General features: G+C 60.0%; 21 protein-coding genes and 1 tRNA gene. 14 read left to right on the top strand and 8 right to left on the bottom strand.

What is annotated here, in order from left to right; genetic code table 11:
• Positions 1-11: 11 nt before the first annotated feature.
• Positions 12-1424: a bifunctional UDP-N-acetylglucosamine diphosphorylase/glucosamine-1-phosphate N-acetyltransferase GlmU gene (glmU, locus tag DXC79_RS01480; RefSeq protein ID WP_117634645.1), complete on the bottom strand. Its 1413-nt coding sequence runs from the start codon at positions 1422-1424 to the stop codon at positions 12-14.
• 199 nt (positions 1425-1623) lie between these two features.
• Between glmU and DXC79_RS01475 the strand changes: the two genes are divergently transcribed.
• Genes DXC79_RS01475 through DXC79_RS01465 form a run of 3 tightly spaced genes read left to right on the top strand, consistent with a single transcriptional unit; the run spans position 1624 to position 4872 of the window.
• Positions 1624-2511, top strand: a complete 888-nt coding sequence (locus tag DXC79_RS01475; RefSeq protein ID WP_233502918.1) for an energy-coupling factor transporter transmembrane component T — start codon at positions 1624-1626, stop codon at positions 2509-2511.
• Positions 2511-4154, top strand: a complete 1644-nt coding sequence (locus tag DXC79_RS01470) for an ABC transporter ATP-binding protein (protein ID WP_117634643.1) — start codon at positions 2511-2513, stop codon at positions 4152-4154. The genes DXC79_RS01475 and DXC79_RS01470 overlap by 1 nt, the downstream gene beginning before the upstream one ends.
• A gap of 4 nt (positions 4155-4158) precedes the next feature.
• Complete coding sequence (locus DXC79_RS01465; protein ID WP_117634641.1) at positions 4159-4872, top strand: DUF6580 family putative transport protein; 714 nt, start codon at positions 4159-4161, stop codon at positions 4870-4872.
• A gap of 533 nt (positions 4873-5405) precedes the next feature.
• Here DXC79_RS01465 and DXC79_RS01460 read toward each other — a convergent pair.
• Positions 5406-6224: an exodeoxyribonuclease III gene (locus DXC79_RS01460; protein ID WP_117634639.1), complete on the bottom strand. Its 819-nt coding sequence runs from the start codon at positions 6222-6224 to the stop codon at positions 5406-5408.
• 113 nt (positions 6225-6337) lie between these two features.
• On the opposite strand from DXC79_RS01460, the gene DXC79_RS01455 reads away from it, so the two are divergent.
• The 4 genes from DXC79_RS01455 (at position 6338) to DXC79_RS01440 (ending at position 11066) form a co-directional block, all read left to right on the top strand.
• Complete coding sequence (locus DXC79_RS01455) at positions 6338-7090, top strand: NAD-dependent protein deacylase (RefSeq protein ID WP_117634637.1); 753 nt, start codon at positions 6338-6340, stop codon at positions 7088-7090.
• 94 nt (positions 7091-7184) lie between these two features.
• The gene (gene folP, locus DXC79_RS01450; protein ID WP_117634635.1) at positions 7185-8915 is read left to right on the top strand and encodes a dihydropteroate synthase; all 1731 of its coding nucleotides are present in this window, start codon (positions 7185-7187) and stop codon (positions 8913-8915) included.
• Entirely contained in the window at positions 8916-9617 is a 702-nt protein-coding gene (locus DXC79_RS01445; protein ID WP_117634633.1) for a hypothetical protein, read from the top strand. It begins immediately after the preceding gene.
• A 252-nt stretch (positions 9618-9869) separates the two neighbouring features.
• The gene (locus tag DXC79_RS01440) at positions 9870-11066 is read left to right on the top strand and encodes an ATP-binding protein (RefSeq protein ID WP_117634631.1); all 1197 of its coding nucleotides are present in this window, start codon (positions 9870-9872) and stop codon (positions 11064-11066) included.
• 99 nt (positions 11067-11165) lie between these two features.
• Here DXC79_RS01440 and DXC79_RS01435 read toward each other — a convergent pair whose 3' ends face one another.
• The gene (locus DXC79_RS01435) at positions 11166-11939 is read right to left on the bottom strand and encodes a type III pantothenate kinase (RefSeq protein ID WP_117634629.1); all 774 of its coding nucleotides are present in this window, start codon (positions 11937-11939) and stop codon (positions 11166-11168) included.
• Positions 11940-12135: 196 nt separating this feature from the next.
• On the opposite strand from DXC79_RS01435, the gene DXC79_RS01430 reads away from it, so the two are divergent.
• Both DXC79_RS01430 and DXC79_RS01425 read left to right on the top strand, forming a co-directional pair.
• Positions 12136-12212 (top strand) — tRNA-Met (locus DXC79_RS01430).
• Positions 12213-12650: 438 nt separating this feature from the next.
• On the top strand, positions 12651-13508 hold the full coding sequence (locus tag DXC79_RS01425) for a MurR/RpiR family transcriptional regulator (protein WP_117634627.1): 858 nt from the start codon (positions 12651-12653) through the stop codon (positions 13506-13508).
• Positions 13509-13580: 72 nt separating this feature from the next.
• Here DXC79_RS01425 and DXC79_RS01420 read toward each other — a convergent pair whose 3' ends face one another.
• The 5 genes from DXC79_RS01420 to DXC79_RS01395 form a co-directional block, all read right to left on the bottom strand.
• Positions 13581-14909, bottom strand: coding sequence for a 6-phospho-alpha-glucosidase (locus tag DXC79_RS01420; protein ID WP_233502673.1), 1329 nt, complete (start codon positions 14907-14909; stop codon positions 13581-13583).
• Between the two features lie 19 nt (positions 14910-14928).
• On the bottom strand, positions 14929-15198 hold the full coding sequence (locus DXC79_RS01415; protein WP_117634623.1) for a hypothetical protein: 270 nt from the start codon (positions 15196-15198) through the stop codon (positions 14929-14931).
• 38 nt (positions 15199-15236) lie between these two features.
• Positions 15237-16799 carry a PTS transporter subunit EIIC gene (locus DXC79_RS01410; RefSeq protein WP_117634622.1) on the bottom strand — a complete coding sequence of 521 codons (1563 nt, stop codon included), beginning with the start codon at positions 16797-16799 and terminating at the stop codon, positions 15237-15239.
• 719 nt (positions 16800-17518) lie between these two features.
• Complete coding sequence (locus tag DXC79_RS01400) at positions 17519-18433, bottom strand: ORF6N domain-containing protein (RefSeq protein ID WP_117634620.1); 915 nt, start codon at positions 18431-18433, stop codon at positions 17519-17521.
• Positions 18434-18568: 135 nt separating this feature from the next.
• The gene (locus DXC79_RS01395; RefSeq protein WP_117634618.1) at positions 18569-18985 is read right to left on the bottom strand and encodes a tyrosine-type recombinase/integrase; all 417 of its coding nucleotides are present in this window, start codon (positions 18983-18985) and stop codon (positions 18569-18571) included.
• Positions 18986-19886: 901 nt separating this feature from the next.
• On the opposite strand from DXC79_RS01395, the gene bilR reads away from it, so the two are divergent.
• The 5 genes from bilR (at position 19887) to DXC79_RS01370 (ending at position 26601) form a co-directional block, all read left to right on the top strand.
• Positions 19887-21917, top strand: a complete 2031-nt coding sequence (bilR, locus tag DXC79_RS01390; RefSeq protein WP_117634616.1) for a bilirubin reductase, long form — start codon at positions 19887-19889, stop codon at positions 21915-21917.
• 234 nt (positions 21918-22151) lie between these two features.
• Complete coding sequence (locus tag DXC79_RS01385; RefSeq protein ID WP_117634613.1) at positions 22152-23456, top strand: ATP-binding protein; 1305 nt, start codon at positions 22152-22154, stop codon at positions 23454-23456.
• 296 nt (positions 23457-23752) lie between these two features.
• Complete coding sequence (locus DXC79_RS01380) at positions 23753-24802, top strand: hypothetical protein (RefSeq protein ID WP_147327462.1); 1050 nt, start codon at positions 23753-23755, stop codon at positions 24800-24802.
• Positions 24803-25642: a hypothetical protein gene (locus DXC79_RS01375; RefSeq protein WP_117634609.1), complete on the top strand. Its 840-nt coding sequence runs from the start codon at positions 24803-24805 to the stop codon at positions 25640-25642. It begins immediately after the preceding gene.
• Between the two features lie 14 nt (positions 25643-25656).
• Positions 25657-26601, top strand: coding sequence for a hypothetical protein (locus tag DXC79_RS01370; protein WP_117634607.1), 945 nt, complete (start codon positions 25657-25659; stop codon positions 26599-26601).

The raw sequence follows: 26601 nt of genomic DNA, 5'->3' as shown, positions 1-26601 counted from the left end.
TTGGTAAAACGTTATACCTCGTCGTCCTCGTGCAGACGGCGGCGATAATCGGCGGCCCAGCCCTCAATATTTACCTGACGGGCGCGGCCCAGACCAAGTGCGTCGGCCGGGACCGGCTCGGTGATGACGGAGCCTGCGGCCACGAGCGCGCCGTCGCCGATCTGGGCGGGCGCGACCATCATGGTGTCGGAGCCGATGAAGGCGTCCTTGCCGATGACGGTCTTGTGCTTGTGCACGCCGTCGTAGTTGCAGGTGATGGAGCCCGCGCCCACGTTGACGCCGGAGCCCATGGTGGTGTCGCCGATGTAGGACAGATGCGGCACCTTGGAGCCCTCGCCGATCGTGGACTTCTTGATCTCCACGTGCGTGCCGGCTTTGGAACCGTCGAGCATGTGAGTGCCCGGGCGCAGGTAGGCGCGCGGGCCGCAGTCGACGCCGTTCTCGATGACGGCCTCGATGGCGATGGTCTCATCGATGGTGCAGCCGCTGCCGACGGTGGTGTCGGTGAGGCGGCTGTTGGGGCCGAGCTGGCACTCCTCGCCCACGGTGACGTGGCCGATCAGGTGCGTCTGCGGCCACACGACGGTGTCGCGGCCGATGACGGCGTCGGGGCCGATCCAGGCCTGCGTGGGGTCGATGAAGGTGACGCCCTCGGCCATCCAGTGCTCGTTGATGCGGTCGCGAGCGATGGCAGTGAGCTGCGCGAGCTGGATGCGGCTGTTGACGCCCAGGCCATCGCGGTAGTCGTCGCAGTGGAAGATGGAGACCGCCTGGCCATGGCCTTTGAGGATCTCGAGCATGTCGGGCAGGTAGTACTCGGCCTGCGCGTTGTCGTTGCCGATCTCGTCAATGTGGGCGGCGAGCTGCGCGCCGTCGAAGGCGTAGCAGCCGGCGTTGCACTCCAGCAGCGTGGCGGCCTGCTCGGGCGTGCAGTCCTTCTGCTCGATGATGCGCTCGATCTGACCATCGGCGCCCAGCTTGATGCGGCCGTAGCCGAAAGGATCGGGCGGGGTCATGGTCATGACGGTGCAGGCGAGCTCGCCGGTGGCGACGGTTTGCGCGAACTTGGCGACGGTGTCGGCGGTGATGAGCGGCAGGTCGCCGTTGAGCACCACGACGGGGCCTTGCGTGATGCCACAGGCCTCGAGCGCGACCTTCACGGCGTGACCGGTGCCCAGACGCTCGGTCTGCTCGACGCACTCGACCTTGGTGGCGCTGTTGGCGTAGGCGCCGTCGATGAGGGCGCGCATCTCGTCGGCGTGGCTGCCGATGACAACCACGACGCGGCTGCAGCCGGCCTTGATGGTAGCGTCGACGATCCACTGGACCATGGGCTTACCCAGGATCTTGTGCGAAACCTTGCAGTGGTTCGACTTCATGCGGGTGCCCTCGCCGGCAGCGAGGATAATTGCGGTTGCGTCCATGTGATCTCCTGTTACGTTATAGAGACGTGTGTTTGGAAACGATACACGGCGCAATATGATACCGCAGGCATATGACGAGCGCGTAACGATTGGTTTGCGGCGGTTGAGGCTTGCACCGCCGGCGTGGCGTTTGCACTGCGTGCGTGCGGCGTTGGCGGTGCTGCGGAGCTGTTGTTTGAGCGAGGGAACGGGGGTGCCCGTGGACAACATACGAGAGGAGTTTGGCGGCGAGCCCGTCGCGGCATTCTCGATGTCGCATCCGGCTGTGCCGGCACTCTATATAGTGCTGACGCTGGGGCTCACTATGTTCTCGATGCAGCCGGTACTGATTGCGCTGTCACTTGCGGGCGGGCTGGCGTATGGATTTGCGACGCGTGGGGCTGCCCGCACGCTGGGCGCGCTCCGCTGGCAGCTGCCGGTGATTTTGATCGTCGCGGTGCTCAATCCGCTGTTTAGCGCCTCGGGCTCGACGGAGCTGTTCCGTATTGGCATGCGCGCGGTGTATCTGGAGAGCATGGTATACGGCCTGTGCATGGGCGGGCTGTTTGTGGCGAGCGTGCTGTGGTTTGAGGCGGCGGCGTCGATGCTCGAATACGACAAGGTGCTCGCGCTGCTGGGCAATGCCGCACCGGTGATTGCGCTCATGATCTCGATGTGCATGAGGCTTATCCCGCAGTTTTTGCGCCGCGGTCGTACGGTGCTGGCGGTGCAGGATGCGATTGATGTGCCGGGCCGCGCGCCGGCCGACCCCGTACGCTCGCGCCTGCGGGCGTCGAGCGTGTTGATGGGCTGGGGCATGGAAGATTCGCTGGAGCGCGCGGACGCGATGCGCTCGCGCGGGTGGGGTGCCGCGACGCGTCGTACGACGTATGCGCGGTATCGGCTGGCGCGCAGCGACGTTGCCGCGCTGGCCGGGCTCGCACTGTTTGGTGCTGTCGCGGTGGCGGTGGCGTGGACCGCGACGACGCAGTATTCGTTTTACCCGCAGCTTTCGGTGCCGGCGCCGTGGCCTGGCTATATTGTGTACGCGGCTTGGATGGTGTTGCCCTGTGTGCTGCACGCGATTGACGAGAAGAGGTTTGGCTGATGGCTCGGTTGGATAGGGGCCCGGTGTCGGGCGCGGCGTGCGGCCCGGATATTCCGGCGATTGAGGTGCAGGGCCTTAGTTTTGCCTATCCCGGGGCCGAGGCACCGGTGCTCGAGGGGCTTGATTGGCGTGTTCCCCAAGGTGCATTTGCGCTGCTTGTTGGCGGTACCGGTTCGGGCAAGTCGACGCTGCTGTCGCTGCTCAAGCCCGAGATCGCGCCGGCGGGCGAGCGCACTGGTGATGCGCGCGTGCTGGGCGAGAACGTTGCCGACATGGACGTGCGGGCATCGGCGGAGCGCGTGGGTTATGTGTTCCAGGATCCCGAGAACCAGATCGTGTGCGAAACCGTGTGGCACGAGATGGCGTTTGGCCTAGAGAATCTGGGTGTGTCGCGCGACGAGATGCGCCGTCGCGTAGCTGAGACCAGCTATTTCTTTGGACTGGAAGATTGGCTTCACCGCGATACTGACACGCTTTCGGGCGGTCGCAAACAGTTGCTGTCGTTGGCGGCCGTTCTGACGCTACGCCCGCGCGTGCTGCTGCTCGACGAGCCCACGTCTCAGCTCGATCCCGTTGCCGAGAAGAATTTTCTGCACGCGCTGTTTCGCGTGAACCGTGAGCTGGGCTGCACGGTTGTTGTGGCTACGCATCAGCCGCGCCCAATGCTCGAATACGCGACGTGTGCGAACCGGATTGAGGGCGGTCGCGTGCGCGAGGTGGCGGATACGGCTTCTTTGGGACGCCGAGAATCGCTGTTTTCCGATGACATGTTGGGGTGGGGTGCCATCCGATGTGCAAAAAACGGAGTATTCAGCAGGCGTGAGGACAATTTGGGCTCTCTGGAGCCGCTCGGGGACGTATCGAGCGCGAAAAGAAGTTCGGAATTGGACAAATCGTCCGAATTTGTGGCGCAAATGTTGCTCGAGAACGGCTCGGAAGCCTTCCCGCGCACGAATGGAAGCAGAATACTCCAAAAAATGCACGGCGGGTCGGCTACCACCCTGTCGGAAGGCTGGTTTCGCTACGATCGCGCGGGCGGTTGGGTGCTGCGCGGGCTCGATGTGACGTTTTCGGCCGGCGCGGTGCATGCGGTCGTGGGCGGAAACGGCTGCGGCAAGTCGACGATGCTCTCGGTGCTGGCCAAGACGGCTAAGCTGCAGCGTGGCCGCATGGTGCGTGGGACGGCTTCGGCGGCGCTGCTGCCGCAGAATCCCAAGGCATTGCTGGTCGCCGAAACGGTGCGCGACGAGCTGATGGAATGGGCTTCGACCTGCGGATACGACGAGGCCGCAGCACAGGAGCAGGCGGCGTGCCTGGGCCTGGCGGGCCTGGAGGCGCGTCACCCGTACGATCTTTCGGGCGGTCAGCGCCAGCTACTTGCGTTGGCAAAGCTGCTGTTGATTGGTCCGGAGCTGTTGCTGCTTGATGAGCCCACCAAGGGCCTTGATCTGGCAAGTCGCCGCATCATCGCTCGCGCCCTGCGTGGCCGTGTGAAGGCTGGAGGCACCGTCATCATGGCTACGCACGATCTAGATTTCGCCGAGCAGGTTGCCGATGACATTGCCATGATGTTCGACGGCGAGATCGCCTGCACGGAGCCTCCGGCAGATTTCTTTGCCGACAACGTGTTCTACAGGGCGTGATAGGATGACGGACTGTCGTTTCTCGCGCTTGCTTGCAAAACTGGAGATCCCGCTGCTGCTGGCGGTGCCAGCCGTGATGGCTGCGGCGTTGCTGGCGGGCGTTGAGCAGGCAGCGTTGGCCATGCTTGTCGTGGTGGCGCTGGTGCTTGCGCTGTTCTTTGCGGGTTACGAGGTGTCGCGCCCGGGCCTGCGCCAGATTATGCCCACGCTGGTGTTGGCGGCGTTGGCCGCGGCGGGGCGCATCTTGTTTGGCCCCATTCCCGACTTTAAACCGGTGAGCGCCATCGCCATTATCGCGGGGGCGACGCTTGGTCGCCGCAATGGTTTTATGGTTGGCGCGCTGGCGGCGCTGACCAGCAATTTCTTTTTTGGACAGGGCATGTGGACGCCGTGGCAGATGTATGCCTGGGGTCTGGTTGGCTATGTTGGCGGCGCGCTGGCGCATGCGGGCGCGTTCGACCGTGCGGATGGAACCGTGCGCATGCCGGCGCTGATGGCGTACGGCTTTGCCTCGGGCTTGCTCTACGGCGTTGTGATCAACGCGTATGACATCATCGGTTTTGTTCAACCGCTCACGTGGGCGGGCGCCATAGCGCGTCTTGCTACGGCGGTGCCGTTCGACATCACGCATGGCCTCGCGACCTGCGCGTTCTTGGCCGCTCTGTACAAGCCCTGGCGTCGCCGCATCAACCGCGTCGTCATGAAATACGGGCTGTAGGGCTGGTTGCGCCGGGGCGGGAATCAATACTGCCGAAGTGCCATTTCAAAACTATGCCGGTTTACGGGGCTAGATTGGCACAGGCAGACCATACCGGCTTTTTTCGAAATAGAGCAAGCCGTTTACCTGCGGTTTTATTATTTCGGAATTGCGTATGGTTGGGGGTTTGCGATTTAGCCCCGTAAACCGGCGTAGTTTTGAAATGGCCGGTTGATATGACGGGCATCATAGCCCTCAGAGGGTCAATTGATCCGTTTTCTTCCGTCCCCAGACGTCCCCAGGGAATCAGTTGACGGCGCTCGCCACGAAACTGGCCCATCTACTACGTTTAGCCCGACACCCCCAAGCACAACCGCGTTTTATGAAAAACCGCAGGCTTTCTACCTGCGGTTTTCTTTTTGCGTTGTTCGCTGTGGTTGAGGATGGCGGCCTAAACGTAGTAGATGGGCAGGTTTCGTGGCGGGCGGGTTGCGCGAACACGCTCGCAAGACGAAAACGACCCGCCTTTCTCCGCCTTTGGGAGATCAGTTGGGCTAGAGCTCCAGGGCGAGCGTGACGGGGCAGTGGTCGCTGCCGAAGATGTCGCCGCGGATGCCGGTGTCGCGTACGTTGCCGGCGATTGCGTCGCTCACCAGGAAGTAATCGATGCGCCAACCTGCGTTGTTCTTGCGGGCATTAAAGCGGTAGCTCCACCAGCTGTAGACGCCCTCGACGTCCGGATTGGCTGCGCGCCAAGTGTCGGTAAAACCGGCGTTGAGCAGCTCGGTAAACTTGCCACGCTCCTCGTCCGAAAAGCCTGCGTTGCCGCGGTTGGACTTGGGGTTCTTAAGGTCGATCTCCTCGTGTGCCACGTTAAAGTCGCCGCAGGTTACGACGGGCTTGCCGGTTTCGCGCTCAAGCGCGCTCAAAAAGCCGCGATAGGCATCGTCCCAGGCCATGCGCACGTCGATGCGCGCGAGCTCGTTTTGGGCGTTGGGCGTATAGACGTCCACAAACCAAAACTTGTCGAACTCGAGCGCGCAGACGCGGCCCTCGGTTGCGGCTTGGGCGACGAGCTCGGCCGCCTCGCCCTCGCCGGCGTAGGGCAGCAGTGCATCGGCGCGCAGCACGCGCAGCGGTTCCTGGCGGCTAAAGACCGCGGTGCCCGAGTAGCCCTTGCGCTCGGCGTAGCTCCAGGTTTGGTGATAGCCGGCCAGGTCGATATCGACCTGGCCCTCCTGCAGCTTGGTTTCCTGCAGCGCTAGGATATCGACATCGAGTTCCTGTGCGATCTGGGTAAAGCTCGGGTCCTTTTTGAGCACGGCGCGCAGGCCGTTAACGTTCCACGAGGCGAAAGTGTAAGTCTGAGGCATGGTGTCCTTTCGACGGGGTTGGCAGGCTTAAGATTAACGCAACTAGAGCGGGGCGGAGTCCGCGAGTGATAGTGCGAACGCCGCCGTCCCGGAGACACGGACGGAGGACATATATGACGCAGGCAATATCGGATCCCAAACAGGCCTCTGCCGCGCTGGCGGAGCTGTTCGAAACCCATAGTCACGTGGTCTTCTTTGGCGGTGCGGGCGTCTCCACGGCAAGCGGCATTCCCGATTTCCGCAGCGTGGACGGTCTGTATCACCAACGGTTTTCCTATCCGCCCGAGACTATGCTCTCGCACAGCTTTTACGAGACGCATCCGGCGGAGTTCTTCGACTTCTACCGCACCAAGATGATCGCGCTTGGCGCCAAGCCCAACTGCTGCCACACCAAGCTGGCCGAGCTGGAGCGTGCCGGCAAGCTCGACGCCGTGGTGACGCAAAACATCGATGGCCTGCATCAGGTGGCCGGTTCACGGCGCGTGTTTGAGCTGCACGGCTCGGTCCACCGCAACATTTGCCAGTCGTGCGGCGCGGTCTACAGCGCCGAATGGATTTGCGCGCGCGAGCACGAGGATGCCGCGGGCGTGCCCGTGTGCCCTGCGTGCGGCGGCCGCATCAAACCCGATGTGGTGCTCTACGAGGAGCCGCTTGACGAGCGCGTGCTTACCGGCGCCGTTGCCGCCATCGCCGCGGCCGATGCCCTCATTGTGGGCGGGACCTCGCTCGTGGTGTATCCGGCGGCGGGCCTTACGCGCTACTTTACCGGCGATACGCTGGCGATTTGCAATCTTGCTCCCACCGACCAGGATGCAAATGCCGACCTGCTGATTTCTTGCGACATCGCGGCCGCGTTTGCGTTCTAGCCCGCGCGCGCGGATACAATAGAAAGACTGATTGCAAAGCGACCCCGCCGTCAGCGCCCGAGCGCGGCGGCGTGGGCATTTTAGGAGGATGTTCATGGCGAACGACAGCAAGACATGGCGGTGCGGAAAGTACGAGCTCAGCTTTGATCGTCCGCGCATCATGGGCGTCCTCAATGTGACGCCCGATTCGTTTAGCGACGGCGGGGAGCACTTCGACCCGGATGCCGCCATCGAGTACGGCCTGGCGATGCTCGATGCCGGCGCCGACATCATCGACGTGGGCGGCGAGTCCACGCGCCCCGACTTTACCCCGGTCAACCCCGACGAGGAGGCGCGTCGCGTGCTGCCCGTCGTGCGCGCGCTCGCCAAAGAGGGCGCTATCGTCTCGATCGATACGCGTCATGTGGCGGTTGCCAAGGCGGCGGTGCGCTGCGGTGCTTCGATTGTCAACGATGTGACGGGCTTCACCGACCCCAAGATGGTCGAGTTTGTTAAGACGAGCACCTGCGGCGTCATCGTGATGCATGCCGGCGAGGTCGCCGCGCCCGCCCGCACGCACGCAACGGTGCAGCTCGATACCTCGGCTGCGGCGTTTGTTGCCGAGAAGGCGCGCGAGGCGGCTGCCGAGGCCGCGCGTGAGGCTGAGAAGCCGGCTCGCCGCCGTCGCGGCAAGTTGCTGGGTGAGCCTAAGCCGGAGGCCAAGCTTCCGGGTGGCGTGGTGCAGCCCTCGTTGCCGTTTGGCGAACCTGAGCCCGCGACCGAGCCTGCAAGCGAGCAGGAGACGCCGGCCGCCGAGCAGGCTGCTGCCGCCGAGACCGTCGCGCCCGCGCCCGAGGCCACCGAGGCCGCATCGGAGCCCAATGACCGCCTGGTCGCCATGATGCGCCGCAGCGCCCGCCGCGAGGAAGCCTACGTGCCCACCTCGCAGCTCCGCCGCTTCACCCTGCCCGATTCGGCGCCCATCATGCGCCGCGTCATGGGCTTTCTGTCCGACCAGGCCCGCGCGCTCATCCACGCCGGCGTGTCGCGCGACCGCATCTGCATCGATCCCGGTCCGGGCTTTGGCAAGACGGCCAACGAGGACATCGTCATCCAGCGCGAGACTGCCAAGATGGCGTCACTGGGCTATCCGCTCATGTGCGCCGTATCGCGCAAGCGCTTTGTGGGCGCCGTCTCGGGCGTGACCGAGGCCGCCGAGCGCGATGCCGCTACGTTTGGCGTGTGCCTGGGCGCCATCCAGGCCGGTGCCAACATCGTGCGCGTGCACGACGCCGCGGGCTTTGCGCAGTTCCTGAACGGCTACTGGGCGGTTGCCAAGCCGCAGCCGCGCCGCGCGTTTGTGGCCGTGGGATCCAACTTGGGGCATCGCTGCGACAACATCCGCGCCGCACGCGACATGATCGCCGAGATTCCACTTACCTGCGTGTCCAACTCCTCCAAGATCTACGAGAGCGAGCCGGCCTACGAGACGCGCCAGGACGCGTTTGCCAACGCCGTCATCGAGATCAAGACCGAGTTGGCGCCGCTGGTGCTGCTCGACGAGCTCATGAAGATCGAGGCCGAGCTGGGCCGCGACCGCTCCAAAAAGGCCAAGGCCAACGGTCCGCGCACCATCGACCTGGACCTGCTGTGGATGGACGGCGAGACCCACGGCGGCAAAAAGCTGCGCCTGCCGCATCCACTGATCGGCGAGCGCGACTTTGTGCTGGTGCCGCTTGAGGACCTGATGCACGACCCGGCGCGGTTCTTCCGCTACAACGGCGTCGAGGTCAAGGAGCCCGAGGATCGCGTGGGCCATATCGTGGGCGAATTGGGGCGTATGTAGATGATCGAGATGAATGCTGTTGCCGCCGGTACCGAGCTCGACGCGGCGCGCGACGCGGGGCGCGAGGGTGCGTCCGCGGGCCGGTGCGCGTGGAGCGCGGGCGAGGCGTCGTTGACGTTTTCGCTGGTCGTGCGCCCCGATGTGAACATGCACGCCTTCCACGGTCTGCCGTTTGTGGCCGCAATGGGCATGATGGACGCGCTCGCGGGCACGGCCGCAACGCCGGGCCTGGGGCTTGCCGGCAAGGTGGGCATCCAGTGGCCGAGTGACATCGTGTGCGGCGCGCCTGCGTTTGAGACGTCGCTCGCGCGCGTCGCCGTCAACGGCGGTGCCGGTGCCGCGGGCATGTTTGCCGCGGTGACGGTGGATATTGAGCGTTCGGTACTGGGCGAGCTCGGCGTGGATATGGGCGACGAGGTACTGGTCGAGGCATTGGCCGCGGCGGTGCTCGCTCGCGTTGACGCCTGGGCGGTTGCCGCCAACACACCACAGGGCGCTGCCGGCCCGCTGGCCCCGGTGCTGGGCGAGTATTTCGATATGGTGCCGCTGCTGGGTCGTCAGGTCGCGGCGGTGTCGCCCAACGGCCTGCCGCTCGCGGTCGGCGTGTTTGCGGGCCTGGACATCTGGGGTCGCGCGACCATTAAGACTGACGCCGGCGAGCAAGAGTTTCCGCCCGAGGCCGTACGAATTCGCGGGCTGTAACGAGAGGCGCCAGCGCTCAAAGATAACGATGACAACAAGACCCTCCTCGGCCTGTGCCGGGGAGGGTTTCGCCTATCTGGGGAATGGGTTGCCAGCATCCTATTCCTCAAAACTGAAAAATTTTCGTTTTTGAGGAATAGGATTAAGGCAGCTCGGTCTTTCGCGAGGTATATTCGCTATAGAGCCTATTCCTCAAAACTGAAAAATTTTCGTTTTTGAGGAATAGCGATAAAAGACCGCGAGGAGGCCCCGATGAAACTCATCAATAGAACGTCATATATGGACACGTTGACGAGTCTTATTGGCGTGCCGGACATCAAGGTCATCACGGGCATCCGTCGTAGCGGTAAATCAAAATTGCTCGAGGCCCTCCGCGATTACGTGGAGGCACATCTGTCCAATTCGAATGTCATCCATATCAACTACAACCTCGATGAGTTCGAGAACCTGCTCGAGTATCACGCGCTGCTCGCCTATGTAAAAGAGCATCGAGTGTCCGGCAAACAAAACTTTCTGCTTATCGATGAAGTTCAGATGTGCGACGGTTTTGAGCGTGCGATCAATAGCCTTCACGCATCCGAGCAGTACGACATATTCATTACCGGATCGAATGCCTTTTTGCTGTCGAGCGATCTGTCGACGCTCTTTACGGGGCGTACGTTCGAGATCGAGGTTTTCCCATTCTCGTTTGAGGAGTATCGTCTCTATGGCGACGAGGGCGAGGTCGACCGCGACTTCGATGAGTACGCGAGAACCGGCGGTATGTCCGGCTCTTACCCTTATCCACTGCAGGAGCAGCGCTATCAATATCTCTCCAACGTCGTCAAGACGCTCATTGTGAGAGATATCGTGCAGCGGCATAACGTGAGAAACGAATCGGCGCTGCTGCGCATTGCCGATTACATGATGGACAACGTTTCCAACATTACGTCGGCACGCAACATTACTGATGCATTAAATGCGGATGGGTTAAAGATTACGAACAAGACGGTCGGCACGTACATGGGGTACCTGTGCGATGCGTTTGCCTTCTATAAAGTTCGTCGGTACGACATTCGTGGCAAAAAATACCTTAAGAGCGGCGAGAAGTACTATCTGGCGGACCATGCGTTTAAATATGCGCTTCTTGGTACACGTGATATGGATTGGGGACGCGTATACGAGAACATGGTGGCAGTCGAGCTGCTGCGCCGCGGATACGAGGTATATGTCGGCGTGCTCTATAAAAAGGAAATAGACTTTGTAGCAATCAAACGGAGCGAGAAGCTCTATATTCAGGTGAGCGACGACATCAGCTCGGATAAGACATTTGAACGCGAGATTTCACCACTGCTGAGCATTGGCGACGCGTACCCCAAGATGATTCTCGCCCGCACGCATCACGAGGCCACGGATCGCGATGGGGTGCAGATCGTGGACCTGGCGAGGTGGTTGTGCGGCGAGGCTTAGCAAAAGGTCCTATTCCTCAAAATCGAAAAAATTTTGATTTTGAGGAATAGGACCGATGCGTTGCCTAGTTCGCCGCTCGCGCTCGACTTAAACCCCGCCTTACCCCAGCCTCTGCATGCGGCGGTAGATTTCGCAGATGCCTTTGATGGTGAGCTGCCCGTCGACCACGTCGAAGGCGTCGGTTGAATCGGCGACGATGCTGGCGAGGCCACCCGTGGCGATAACGGTGGCGTCCTCGCGCCCCAGCTCGCGCTTCATGCGCGCGACCAAGCCCTCGGCCATGGCGGCGGCGCCCGTTACGGCGCCGACTTTGATGCACTCCTCGGTATCGCGGCCGATGGCGTGCTCGGGCGCCTCGAGCGGAACGCTGGCGAGCTTGGCGGCTCGGGCGGCGAGCGCGTCCATCGAAATGCGGATGCCCGGCGCAATCGCTCCACCAATGTAATAGCCGTCCTCGTCGATGACGTCGATATTGGTTGCGGTGCCAAAGTCCACCACGATCGCCGGGGCGCCGTAGAAGGTCTCGGCAGCGACGGCGTTGGCGATGCGGTCGGCACCAACGGCCTGGGGACGCGCCGCCCGCAGCTTGGTCACGGCCGCCGTCTGCGGCCCAATGACGATGGCGTCCGCGGCAATGCGGTTGGCCACGGCGTGCCACTCGCGCGAGAGCTGTGGCACCACGCCGGCAAAGGCGATCGCGTCGACCGCGCCGAGCGAGAGGTCGTACATCTTAAAGAAACCCATCAGGCGCACGTGGATCTCGTCGGCGGTATAGGAGCGGTCGGTGGGCATACGCCACGACTGCACCAACTTGTCTCCGTCAAACAGGCCCATGGCCGTCTGCGTGTTTCCCATATCGATAGCGAGCAGCATGTCTACTCCAGGTGTCGGCGTAAAAGGACGCGCACCATTGTATACGCGCCGTCGGGGCCGCTGAGCCGCGATTCGCTTACGGTGATATGGGCTGAGGGGTTTAAATATGAAGGAATTATGCTCTACGAGATTTTCCTTGCCGCTTACCGAACTCCCGCGTAATATTCTTTCTTGCGCACATGAGGCGCCCAGACATTGCGGGGTGGAGCAGTCTGGTAGCTCGCCGGGCTCATAACCCGGAGGTCGTAGGTTCAAATCCTGCCCCCGCGACCAAGACTTTTAGCAGCTCAGAGGCATTGTTCCTCTGGGCTGTTTTCTTTTTTGACTTTCAATCTTGGTCGAATTTTGGTCGAAATCAATTTTAAACAGCCTATTTTGAACAGGGCGCCTGCCTGAACCAGCCAGCACAGAAACAGAGGGTAGGGATTACGGGTTGTAGGATGCCGACGGACAAGCACCATGCTGCCTCAAATCCGCATGGAGCTTGGCCGGGGCCGTCTCTTTGCCTCAAGGCGGGCAGTGAACTCAGGCAATCGAACCTCTTCGCATTTGTTCTCTAGGAACTGAGCGACACGCTCCTCGCAATTAATGTTGCCGTTATATGCGGAATATCAGAAGAGAGATCGCAGGGCGTAAGTCAGTGCATGAAGGGCTGCCCGTCGTTTTGATAATGACATAATTAAGCGGCAAACTAAAGCGATCGGAGCGACCATGATTCTTGATAGCCTGCGTAACAGCGCGTCTTTTAATGAAACCGACCGAGCTATTGCTACCTATCTGCTCAATCATACCGGCGACCTTAAGACCCTCACTATGGCAAAGCTCGCACAGGAGACTTATACTTCGAACGCGACTATCATCCGCTTTTGCAAGAAACTGGGCCTAAGCGGCTATCGAGAGTTGATCATGCAACTCATCCAGGAGATAAGCGGGGATTATCTTCTGGCTGCCACCGTTGATCGCAATCGTCCTTTTGACAGCACCGACTCAATTGAGGCCATCGAGGGTAACCTTGCGAATCTCTTGAAGGGCATCATAGATCAAACGAAAATCGAGCTCGATAGCGCCAAATTAAGCATAATCGCTAAGGCGGTTCTTAGCGCCCCACGAATTTACATCTTTGCCAAAGGGGAAAGCTACCTGGCGGGATGCATCTTTCGCAACAATCTTCTTAAGCTCGATCGTCATGTCACCATGGCGGACGACGGAGGCCTGCAGACACTGCATGTTAAAAACGGCAAGCCCGGCGACCTGTTTTTATTCCTAAGCTACAGTGGCATTCACTATGACTATTCCAAATACGCTGCCACTCTTTCCGAGCGCGGAATCAAGCCGTGTCTAATTACGGCGTTTTCTGATTCGGTGCTCGCCAGGCAATGCGATACTGTCTTGCCCATTCCAAAATCAGAACGCGTGATTGGAAAGGTGGCAAATTACTCTTCTTTGGTCTCGCTCACGTATACGCTTCAGGTTATTTATTCGCTTATATTCAATCAGGACTATCAAGAGAACTATCGTGTAAAACACGAGGCCGATTCATTCATCTTCACGAGTTTTGCTGAGATCTAGGCATATAAAAGATGGCCCCAAGGCAATTGCCTTGGGGCCATCTTTTGTGCTTTTGGTATTTGGGCGGTTCCTCTACTTCAGCTCAGGCCAATAGCCCTTGTTCGCCTCGATCATGTCGTCCAAGACTTCCTTGGCCACGCGTGCTGAGGGAATCGTGCGATTGAGGGCAAAGGCTTCGAGTGCCTTCTGGTAGGAACCTTCGATAACGGCTTCGACCACAAGGCCTTCACAGGCATCCTGCTGTTCGATAAGGCCCTTATAGAAGCGGGGAATCTTCCCGACGCGAATCGGTTCGGCTCCTCGATCAGTGATGTACGCCGGAACCTCGACTGTCGCGTCGTCCGAGAGGTTCTCGATTGCACCATTGTTGGGCACGATCACCAGCTGGCGATGGCGCAGGTCTTTTGCCAGAGACTTGACGACATCGACAATGAACTTGCCATGCACGCCTACGTAGAACTGCGTGAGATCGACCTTTTCACCGCGCTTAAGCGCCGCAGATGCGTCGAAGATGCGCTTTTCGCGGCCGTTTACGACCTGCATGCCACGCGTGTTATTGATGTCCATGTACTCCACGCAGGCGTCGGGCAACAGGTAATACTGGTAATAGGTGTTGGGGAGGTAATCCTGGAATAGCGTAGAAATCGTTGCCGCATTCTTGAAGGTGTGGGCCCAATCTGGGTCCTTCACCAAGGCATCGTTGAGGCTTGCTTCGGAAATGTAACCGTACTTGCGCACATGTTCTTTGAGCTTGTCCGTAACGTCGACGCCCTTGCAGCGTACGTTGGTAAACCACCCAAAGTGATTGAGGCCAAAGTAGTCGACCTCAATGTCGTTGAGTTCGCACCCTAAAATCTCTGCCATGCGGGCTTCAATCTCCACTGGCATATCGCAGATGTCGAGAATGCGAGCGTTAGGACGCAGCTTGTGCATTGCCTTGGCTACGATGGCAGCGGGGTTGGAGTAGTTGACGATCCAGTAGTCCTTGCAGGCGTACTCCTCGCAGAAATCGACAAGCTCGCACATGGGGAAGATGGTTCTCATGCCATATGCCATGCCACCTGCTCCGCAGGTCTCTTGGCCGACTACGCCATGGCGCAGGCTGATTTGCTCATCCTGGATACGCATCTTGAGCCCGCCCACGCGCATCTGCGCCATAACAAAGTTCGCATCTGTAAATGCTTCTTTGGGGTCGACGGTTACATGCAGGGGAATCTCGGGAGCAAGGTCATCGATGACTGCTTTAACCACCACGGCGACCGTATCTTGGCGCTCCTCGTCGATGTCATAGAGCCAAAGCTCGCGAATCCCCAATTCATCCTTTTGGTCGATCAGGTCTTTGACGATGCCGGCGGTATAGGTGCTGCCGCCGCCGCAGATGACAATCTTGTATCCGTTCATGTTGTTCATGCCTTTCAAATCAAATTGAGCCGCAGATAATCTTGACCACTATCTGTATGAAGTAAGTAGCGATGTTGATAACCGCTGCCATGCCTGCAATGCTGCCTGCGTCCGTGTGCCTTCCTGAATGCCGGGTCCAAACCGCTGCGAGCAGACCAAGGAGCGGCCAGATAAAACCACATACGAATGCAGCCATGAGAGCGAGAAGACCCTTTGTCGACTTTTCTTTATACATGTTGAGCAAACGTTCGAACATGTCTTGGATTGAATGAAACGTCTTGGTTAGCATGAGGTCTCCTCGCTTATCGCCCGTCGATTAGGCGATCGTTAATCTTCCAGATTAAGGATGGGACGCAGCAGGTCGTAGACGGAGTGCACGTTGGTTCCCACAACAATCTGGACATTGGTACCGTTCTTAAACAAGCCCTTGTCGATAGCCTTCTTGATGGTCTCTTCGTTGACCTTGCTGGGGTCTTTGACCTCGACACGGAGACGAGTCATGCAGCAGCCCATGGTGTTGATGTTGTCCTTGCCGCCAAGGCCGTTGATGATGTTCTGCACCATCTCCTGCTGTTTTGCGTCGACTTCCGGCGTTCCGGAGGACTCGAGAGCATTGTTGTCTCCGGAGACCTCTGCAGACCACTCTGCGGAACGGCCGGGCGTCATGAGGTTGAGTTTCTTGATTACCATCGCCAGAACGATGAACGAAACGGCGGCAAACACGATGCCCAAGACGATGTAAATCGGGAACTTGGTGACGCCCATTGGCAAAGGCAGGCCGAGCGTGAGCAGCTCGATGCCACCGTACATGTTAAGCAAGCGGACTCCCAGGACAAACAGGAGCATCTCGCCCAGTCCGTAGAACAGGCTGTAGGCAACCCAGAGAATCGGAGACGCGAACAGGATCATGAAGTCAAGCGGCTCGGTGTTGCCGGAGAGCATGGCTGTGATGTAAATAGGCACCAGCATGGCTGCAACGGCTTTTCGATTCTCAGGACGGGAGGTTGCAATCATTGCGAGCACGGTGCCAAGGGTTACGAATTCCTTGCCAAAGCCGAACATGGCAAAGCGGACAGAGGGGTCGACTGTGGTGAGGGACCCGTCGGCGATAAGAGGAAGCTCGGCATAGAAGATGTTTGCTGCGCCAGAAACGCTCTGGCCGGCGATGACCGCCGTGCCGCCAATCGCGGAGTAGTCAAACGGCATCCACATAAAGTGGTGCATGCCGAGAGGTACGAGGACGCGGTTCAGGAAGCCGTAAATGAAAACGCCCAGACCACCCGAGGCTGCGATGAATGAAGAAGAGTTGCTGATGGCGTTGGCGATAGGGGGCCACACGATAGTCGCTCCGATGCCGAAGACAATGCTCAGCGGAACCATCGCCAGAAGGGCCAGGCGGGGTCCGCCGTAAATCCGGATATACTCCGATACCTTTACGTCGATCAGTTTGTTATAGAGCCAACCGCAGAAGCATCCGATGAGTACGCCGCCGAAGACGTTGACATCGGTAACTTGAAGACCCAGCACCGTTGCCTGGCCAGTGCCATACAGACCCATCGCGCCGGCTTTTGCCAGCTGATCGGTGAGCGTCAGGTAGGCGTTGTTGACATACAGGAACATGAGGTAACTAATAAGTCCAAACACTGCCGCGTTGGATTTTTGTTTCTTTGCGAAGCCTGCCGTTAGGCCGACTGCGAAAATCACCGGCAGGTTGCCGATCACCGCGGAGTTGGTTGCCGCGGAGAGCAGCGTGCCCAGATCTGCGACAACTCCGCTGCCGAGCGAGCATACCGTGGCGATGGCCAAAATGATGCCCGTTACCGAAAGGTACAAAATAGGGTCGACGATAACGCGGCCAAAGTTCTGGAAGGCCGTTTTGACTTTATCCATCTCTTCCCCTCTCCTAACTAATCTCGGGGGCTTGCCCCTTGGACAGAGGAGGCGCTCACATGCTTGCCGGCGTTGGATGTTGATGTCCACCTCTGTTTACTGGCTTCATGATAGATAGAGTGTTCACAAAACATGCGGGACGGAACAAACGGTGCTTAAAACGAGCTCGGCTAGTCTTTTTCGCTGTTACCATCTTTCCATTTCGGCCAGCGGTATACATTTTTAGGCAAACGGCTTTGGGTGCGAGCGGCTGGTCGTGTCTTGATTTGCCAGGTCTGGAATCCGTCTATCTCTATTTGCATCAGGCTCGTGTGAAGTCTGGATATTGAGGAGGCGTTTCGACTCTTGCCATCCGTGTATCCTGGAGGAAAGGAGGGGGAGTCGAAAAAGTTCTTCCCAACAGAGGACTATGAATACAGGCTGGATCCGTCGTATGGGCCAAAGGACGAAGGAAGAACAGACGCTATGCCTCCAGCAGAGCCCAGGAACAACCGGGTGTTCTCACTGCTCCAGAAATACAACCGGCATGGTCTTCTGGTTCCAGTTGGCGCCGACCATATGTGGAACGCGGCGATGGAGAGCAAGTTCTGCCGGTTGACGCTCCTCGGCAAACATTATCGAGGGCTTGCGGACCAGGGCCTACTTTGACATGTTGACTAACGAGGCTTTCAGCGATCATGCTCAAACTTTAGGGCTTGTGGCAAGAGGTCGGATAACGCTCAAGCCGTTTGATGCTCATCGTCTTGGATGAGGTCTATGCCGAAGCACTTCTTTCCCGCGTCCTTGAGGGATGCGCCGATGTGATACGCGGTCGCACCGTCGAGGATAAGGAAGCGGTCGTGGAACGTTCTGGTGCGGCGGACGGTGAGCTGCGGGTACTGTGCGTTGAACACGTCGACATCGCCTTGCGTGAGCCGGTTGCCGGACGTGTAGACGGTCACCGCGACGCCCTTGCGCTTCTTTGCGAGGATGTTCAGGGTGTGGACATCTACGTAGCCATCCACGAGGGAGATTTCGCGCTCGGCGCGGCCCACGAGATCTGTCAGCAGGCTGAAGGCGTCGAACATCTGCCCGGCGAAGAAGATCCGCTGGGGTTTCTCGACCTCGCCTTCGAGCAGGTGGAACACCTGGTTGAAACGCTCGTTGGTCGATTGCTGAAACGCCGCCTGACTCAACTCGACGCCGCGCAGCCGCTCAAACAGGGTGGCATTTTCGGCGAGGAGGTGGCGCATGGCGACAAACGCCCTCATGATACTGATACTGGTCTGCACCGCCACTTCGCTGCGTAGCACGCCGGACAGCATGGCTATGCCCTGCTCGGTATAGGCATAGGGGAGGTAACGTCGCCCGCCGCGGCCCTCCATGGTCTTTGAGGTTCCAATTTGGCACCTCAAAGACTCGTCCTCCTCCTTGGTCAGTTGAAAACGGAAGTCCTCGGGGAATCTGTCGGCGTTGCGTGCGGCGGCGCGGTTGAGATTCTTTGTCTCTACCTCGTATAACCGAGCGAGATCGGTGTCGAGCATGATTTGCTGCCCACGGACGGTATGGATTAGGGGCTCTATGTTTGCGGAATCGGTCGGGGCTATCGGCGCGCTCGTTTCGACCGATTCGTCCTCGGCATCAAAATCGCTCATGGTTCCTCGATTCAAAGATGGGGACGCTCCTGCGTCGAAAGCATTTTATCATCCTGGGCTTTATCGCCTGCCGGTCCAGCGGCGATGACCCCTGACGTTAGGGAGGGAGTGTGCTTCGTCGTGGCGACGTCTGCCCTAAGCCTCCCTCGCCATGACGGTGATCCGGCTCCCGTCGATGGTGATGGGCGCGCCCGCCTCGCGCTGGATCTCCAGAAGATCGGCGGCTTCGCGGTCGTTCCCTCCCATCATGTGCGCGTACACGTCCATCGTCATGCTCGACACCTCGTGGCCGGGCCTTCCCTGCACGCTCTTCGGGTCGATGCCGTTGCCGATCAGGAAGGTGGCCTGCGTGTGTCTCAGCTCGTGGAAGTCGTAGCCGACGTAGAGCCTCCGCTTGCGGCCGCCCTCCTCGGCCTCCTCCATCCTGCCGAGACCGTGCTCGATGAAGTGGCCCTTCTGCCACGTCGAGAAGTTGTCGGGGTCGTGGAAACCGAAGTCGCTGTCCGAGCACACCGGGGTGTCCGGGGTCTGGGAGAGGCCCTGAACCTGCATCCGCCTCGCCTTCGAGCGGGCGGAATATCCGGTCGAAGCGCTCGTCGGTCGAATAGAGTGGTCGCTCTATGTCGCACCTCTGTCGCAGTAATGTCGCACCTTGGCCGCGGTGGCATCGATGACCCAAGGGGTTACCCCTTTGTCGCTCCCCATGGCTAACTAATGCCGGCGTGCACCGGCGCGGCGTGAATTAGGGAACTCTGCTGTGGGGTTGGGAACCTTTACTGGGGGCTGCCGTTGGCCAAATCCCATCCCGGACATGACGGTCCCGTTTCCGGACATTCGCGGACAATGTCCGGAAACGGGCTAAAAATGTCCGGAAAAGGGATGAAATGTCCGGAATTGCGGGGTTGGCCCACGCCCGGGCTGCCGTGGCGCGGTCCTCGGTATGACGGCGGGGCGATGCCGTCGGCCTGTCCGCTTTTCCACTCGGGCTTCTGGTCTCTAGCCTCTCAAACAAAATCTCGATCTGTAACAGGTAGGCCCGATTTGGGCGGCTAGATGTTACAGATCGAGACAAGCCAGCAGCCGGCCTCCGTTTGTCTAAATCTGTAACACAAGGGACGGTTTTTGCCGAGTAACTGTTACAGATTTAGATGTTCTGGCAGACCGGGTTGGTTTGTCTTGATCTGTAACAGGTAGAGGTCAAAAGTGGGTCTAACTGTTACAGATTTAGATTGTTGAGGATGGGCCGAGGGGAATGTCTTGATCTGTAACACGAGGAACGGTATTTGCCGAGTAACTGTTACAGATCGAGACAAACCCCCAACCCAACCCTGCCCCATCCACCAGCCCTCACCCGCTATCCGCCGATTTCCGTTGCGTCGCCGTGCTCCCATGCCATATCCTCTAGACAACTACGCGGCATCATCGCCGCCGCGCCTACAAGAGAGGAATATCCATGACCGCACCTGCATCCAAGCTGCTCCAGCCCATTACGGTTGGCCCCCTTGAGCTCAAGAACCGCATTATGTTCCCGCCGCTGACCACCGGCTACGAGGAGCGCGACGGTTCCATCGGCGAGCGCAGCCTGGCTTTTTACGAGCGTCTGGCCCGTGGCGGCGTGAGCTACATCGTCATCGGCGACGTCGCTCCCGTCATGACCGCGAGCCCCACGCCCAAGCTGGCGACCGACGCCCAGATCCCCACGTTTAAGGCACTGGCCGACGCCGTCCACAAGCACGGCGCCAAGGTCGCGCTGCAGCTGTTCCACCCCGAGTACGACGTGCCCGGTGTCGGCCGCATGGTCATGGGCTCCATGGCTGCCGCCAAGGCCGCGCAGGAGGCCAAGGCCGCCGGCGACGAGGAGACCTTCGCCGCCAAGATGGCCGAGTCCAACGAGATCCGCAAGCAGGCCTACGCCAAACTGCACCACGACATGCAGCACTTTGTGAACGAGGCCACCGTGGAGCAACTCACCCAGATCAAGGAGGCCATCGCCGCCTCGGCCGCCCGCGCGCAGCAGGCTGGCATCGACGCCATCGAGGTCCACGGCGACCGTCTGGTGGGTTCGCTGTGCTCCGCCATCCTCAACAAGCGCACGGACGAGTATGGCGGCTCGTTCGAGAACCGCGTCCGTTATGCGCTGGAGGTCGTCGCCGCCATTAAGGAAGCCGCGCCGGAGCTGATGGTGGAGTACAAGCTCCCCGTGATCATGGAGAACCCCGACGGCACGCCGCGCGGCAAGGGCGGCCTGCTGCCCGACGAGGCCTGCGAGTTTGCCAAGCTGCTCGAGGGCGCGGGCATCGATATGATCCAGGTCGCACAGGCCAACCACACCGGCAACATGGGCGACACCATTCCGCCCATGGGCGCCATGCCCTACAACTGGACGCTGCCCGTGGCCGAGCGCGTCAAGGCCCTGGTCTCCGTGCCGGTGGCAACCGTCGGCCGCGTTGTCTCGGTCGAGGCCGGCGAGAAGATCCTGGAAGACGGATCGGCCGACATCATCGCTTACGGCCGTTCGCTCATGTGCGACCCCGACATTGCGCTCAAGGCCGCCACGGGCGAGCCCATTCGCGAGTGCCTCAACTGCAACAAGGGCTGCGTCGATGCGATCCAAAACCGCAAGTACATTTCGTGCGTGCTCAATGCCGAGAACGGAGACGAGGCGACCATCGCCATTAAGCCGGGCGAGGGCGACAAGAAGATTGCCGTGGTGGGCGGCGGTATTGCCGGCCTGGAGGCCGCGCGCGTGGCGGCCAAGCGCGGCTACGACGTGACCGTCTACGAGGCGAGCGATCATCTGGGCGGCCAGATTGTGCTGGCAGCCGCGCCTCCGCGCAAGGACGAGATCATGCGCTCGGTCGAGTATTACGAGAAGATTCTGCCCGGCCTGGGCGTGAAGGTTGAGCTCAACCATACCGCTAGCCCCGCGGACCTCAACGCTGCCGACGCCGCGATTGTGGCTGTGGGCGCGCACGACGTGGTCATCCCCGTTCCGGGTGCCGATTCGGAGAAGGTCGTCTCGAGCTGGGACGTGCTGGCCGGCAAGGTGGAGCTTACGGGCCGCGTCGCCGTTATCGGCGGTGGCCTGGTGGGCACCGAGACTGCCGAGTACCTGCTGCAGCACGGCTGCGAGGTGGCGATCGTGGAGATGCTCGACAAGATTGCCGCGGGCGAGTCCGAGACCATCCTGCCGCTGATTATGAGCGACTTTGCCGAGCATGGCGTTGAGCAGCACGTGAAGACCCGCCTGACCGCCATTACCGACGAGGGCGTGGAGGCTGTCCGCACCACCGAGGACGGCGCCGAGGAGCCGGTGAAGATCGCTTGCGATTACGTGGTGATGGCCGTGGGCTCCAAGGCCAACGCGTTTGACCTGGACGGCGTGACGGTGCCCGTGACCTGCGTGGGCGATTGCTCGGGCGAGCGCACCGCCGATATTGCGAGCGCCATTCGCACGGCATATCACGCGGCCAACGAGCTCTAAGTAAGAAAGCCATCGCGTATTGAGTGGGCGGGGAGTGCCGTATCGGTGCTCCCCGCCTTTTTGCCAATGAGAGCGCCCCTGACCAGCGGGTTCAGAAAATCCGACTTCTTAGAACATGAAAATCCGAATTATATGAACACGAAAATCCGAATCGCAACCACCCGAAAATCCGAATTTGCTACAGTGGAATAGAAGAACCAGAAAGCAGGAACTGGAAATCTGCGGGGGTGGCTCATGGCGGGCGAGAGGCTACATCGGGACGGATACATCCCGCGTATCGTGGATGCGCAAATCGAACGCTACCTTCGCGTCTTTGGCGCGGTCGAGATTGCGGGCACCAAGTGGTGCGGCAAGACGTGGGCCGCGCTCGAGCACGGGGCGTCCGTCTCGTATGTCGACGAGAATCTCGACCTCGCGCGTGCCGACCCGGCGATGATGTTGCTGGGAGACCGTCCGCATATTATCGATGAGTGGCAGCGCGTTCCCCAGATTTGGGACTACGTTAGACACGAGGTTGACCGCACCCGGGGCACGCGCGGCGCCTATATCCTCACGGGTTCCGCCACGCCTGCGTTTGGCTCAAAGGCGGAGGCGCCCGCGCATAGTGGAGCCGGCCGCATCGGCCGCGTCCGCATGCACCCCATGACGTTTGCCGAGACAGGTGAGTCCAACGGCAAGGTGAGCCTGGCGGGCTTGTTTGAGCATCGTTTTGAGCCCTGCCGGTGCGATGGCGATACGCCGGGGCTTGTCGAAGCCGCCTGCCGCGGCGGCTGGCCCGAGGCGATCGATATGGTTTCGGCTGACGCCCAGCTCATCGCCCGCGAATATCTCAACACCACATTTTCGAGCAGCTTCCCGGCGGTCGGTCTCGACCCCGATATTGCTCGTCGAGTCTCCGCATCGATCGCGCGCAATCTGGGACAGGCAACCACGTATAAAACGATTCTTATGGATATGTTCGGTGCCGAGGAGGAACCCGCAGCGTTTGCCGACGAGACCAAGGTGCGTAGGTACCTGGATGCCCTCAAAGGCATGTTCATTCTCGAGGAGGTCCCCGGTTGGGTTCCCGCCGCGCGCGACAAACGACGCTTTGCCGTCAAACCCAAGCGCTATCTGGCAGATCCAAGCCTTGCTTGCGCCTTGCTAGGTATGTCCTTGCAGGCGCTGCTTGCCGACTGGCAGACATTTGGTCTGGTGTTTGAGAATTTGGTCATACGCGACCTTTCGGTCTACGCACGTTCGCTCGACCTGCTGGATAGCACGCCCGTGCGCTATTATCGCGACGATTCGGGCCTTGAGTGCGATGCTATCGTGCAGCTAGCCGATGGACGGTGGGCCGCCTTTGAGATTAAGGTGAGTGAAGATAAGGCGAGCGCCGGCGTCGAGAGTCTCAAGCGCGTTCGCAAAAAGGTCTGTGGAAATCCTCGTTCACGCACACGCGAACCGGAGTTTATGGCCGTGATTGTGGGGGTGGGTGAGTACGCTCGCGAGGTCGAGGACGGTATCTACGTGATACCCGTGCGTGCGTTGGGGCGTTAAGGGACGGCACGCCGTGCGTCCGCTGCCCGGTGCTACGGATTAGTACAAGGGGGGGCTAGGTTTGTGTGCACCATGTTGGTGCGAAGTAACCTGACCCCCTTGCACCAAGGATTTGACTTTTAAGACATCATTAAGGCTTGCGCTGTGGAGCAAACCGCAGGTCAATGCTATTCTTTTACCTTATCGTATGGTGTTGTATTCTGCCTGAATTCTATGCCTACGAGCAACGGATTGATCGCGACCAAGCGGAAAGGATGGCACGCCCGCTAGCAGGGCAAACGCAAGCGATGAGTGGCATGGACCGACATAGCGAGCTCCAGCAGCACAAGACGGCGGCCGAGTACCGCCAAGCTGCCGACGAGCATGTGCGGACCCTCAAGGATTTCTGGAAGGATTTCCTGGTGAGCGGTCTGTTTGTGCTGGCCGCCATCGTTGCCATCTTTGCATGCCTGGCCTGGTTTGCCGCGAATAACCGAGTGAGCGCCACGGGGAGCACGATCGCGGCGAAGGGCCCGCGGTTTGTGCTCTCGGGAACGCAGGGCGGCACGGCGGGTAAGTACGACACTCAGGACAACTACGCGTCGGACAGTACAAGCCTTGCCGTGAACAATCTTTTCAACCTCAATAACATGAGCGCCGATGGCGGTCTCTCTCCGGGGTCGGCCGGCCAGCTCCAGCTCAACGTCAGGCCGCTCTGCAATGACCTGCACGATATCACGGTGGAGATGACCTGGGAAATTTCTGTTCAGACGAGCGTTGCGGGCACGGGCGGCACTGCTGCGGATGCATCGAAAAACGAAGAGATCATCAACTCGCTTAAAGATTTGGTGCGCGGTCATATCCTGGTTTTTCAGGGCAAAGACGCCTCTGGCTTTTACTCGAATCCGCTGGTCCCCACGACCACCACGGTGACCCAGGACGGGGCCAGCGTCACCGTCATTACGCAGAGCTTTACCATCCCAAAGTCGAGCTTTTACGCTGCGGACTCAAATAGCACGACCGAAACCGTCACCAAAACCCTCTACTGGATTTGGCCGGAGCAGTTCAAGAGCTATGTTCACACGGGCAACGCCGGCTACGGTGGCAACCTTTTCGCTAACACAGGCGACGAGGGGGGATACACAACCCTCGTCGGCGACATCAACAATAACCACGCGCGCTATTTCCGCGCCGATAGCACGAGCGTGCCAGGTCAGGCGCCTAGCGCGGTTCCGCCTGTCGGAGCCGGCATGTCCTCTGCGGATGTGGAAACCTGCGCCAGCTACTACAACAACGCCGACGAGATTATCGGCAAGAACGTCAAGTACATTCGCGTGCGCTTTACCGCCAAGGAGGCGGATAAATAAATGGACGAGCAGCTTAATGCCCGCGAACAGGGCGATATCAAACACAACGAAGGAGCGGCAAACCCCGGCGGCAACGGGTTCGGCTCGCACGGCGAAGCGCGTCCGGCTGGCCGCATCGAGCGCATCAAGGCTTGGGTGAGCGACCACCGTCGCGAATCCCTGGCCATCGTGGGTCTGGTGGCCGTGCTTCTCGTGTTGCTGGGATTGACGCTCGGATGGTTCGTCGATGCCAATCGCGGCTCCACCGTTGGCAAGATCAAGGAGCCGGCAGAGCTCAAGGTGCTGGGCCCCAACGCTACGGCAGCCGAGCAGATCGACCTGAGTTACAACCCCGAATACGGCGATACCAAGACCGGCAACACGGTGACGCTCAAGCGCCCGTTTTGCGTGCAGACGGGCGGCGATGGGTTTGAGCTGCAGCTTGCGAATACGACCAACATTAAAGGTCTTACTATTGAGCTGTACAGAGCCGAGAACACGTCTGCGCTCCAGACGCCCGACGTGAGCGGTACCGCAGGCGGCAAATCTTATAGCTGGATAGCAACCGGAGAGAACCTGCTGACGAGCTTCATGCCCATCAACGACGCGGGTGATGGCCTGGCAACCGAGCCGGTCCCCGGCGCAAGCGACCTTACATTCAAGGAGTACCAAAACGTCCAACGCAACGCGCGTCCACTCTACCGTTTCAAGGTGTTCAACAAAGGCGACCTCAACGCTAAGACACTCGACAACTCGACTGGCAATGACACACTCAACTTTATCATCAAGCTTTCGTGGGACGAGAGCGCCAAAGAGACCGACGTGATTTATCTGATCGCGCGCAACACGAGCGGCAAGTAGGAGAGGGGGCGCACATGGAGAAGCGAGAGAAACAGCAGGATGCCGAGCGCGAGCAGCTGGCAAAAAGTAAGAGCCTAGTCAAGAACAAGCTGGTTGTGGCGGCAATCGCACTTATTTGCGCCGTGGCGCTCGTGACGGGTGGCTACTTTACCTATTCCGCCTACACCGCCAACGGATTTCTAAAGTCCGTCGCCGCAACGGGCACTGCGCAGAGCCTATTTGCAAGCGATTTGCTCACGGGCTATATGAGTGCGCCTAGCCCCGACGAGCTCGCCCGTGCCCAGCGCTCCGTTACGGTGTATCCCAACAACGGGCAGTGCAACTTTACCTTTAGCATCTACAACTACTTGCTGGGCAACAGCAACTTCTGCAACGACAAAAATGTGACATACACCTTGACGGTCGAGGGGCACGGGCTCGATGGCGCCACGTGGAGCTATGCGCCCCAGCCCGGTAGCAGCGTCACGCTTCCGGAGAATCAACCTACCAAGAACGACTACACCGTGACCTTCCCCGAGGGTAAGTTGGGACAAGCATACTTTGTGATTAAGGCCACGGTCGTATCGGAGCAGAGCCCCGGCACCGAGCTAGCCTGTCTGGCGGCGAAAGTCGTGCCGTCAAAGAGGGCCGAGGTCAAGACCGCTGCGGTTGAGGGCGCGCTGGTCTATGAGGCTGGCAAGTTTGCTGATTACGCTGCGTACAATTACCGCGTGACGGTTACGGGCGCACCGGCAAACGTCACGCTCGCGTGGGGGGAGAACGTGGAGATCGACCCGTTCTTTGAGATCAACCATGGCGCGACGGTGGATGCTGCAGCTCGCAAGGCTACGTTCACCATGGAGCCGGGTTCGATGGTCGTCAACTTTTACCGAGCGGACGGCAAAACGCCCGGTGGCTGGGGTGACCTGGGCATTAGCGTGAGCGGAACTACCCTGACGGGCACGACGGAGACTCAATAA

Source organism: Collinsella sp. TF08-11AT (assembly GCF_003437035.1).
In the GTDB taxonomy this organism is placed as follows: Bacteria; Actinomycetota; Coriobacteriia; order Coriobacteriales; family Coriobacteriaceae; genus Collinsella.
Note: the sequence above shows the minus strand (reverse complement) of the source record. Positions and strands in the feature narration are given on the sequence as shown.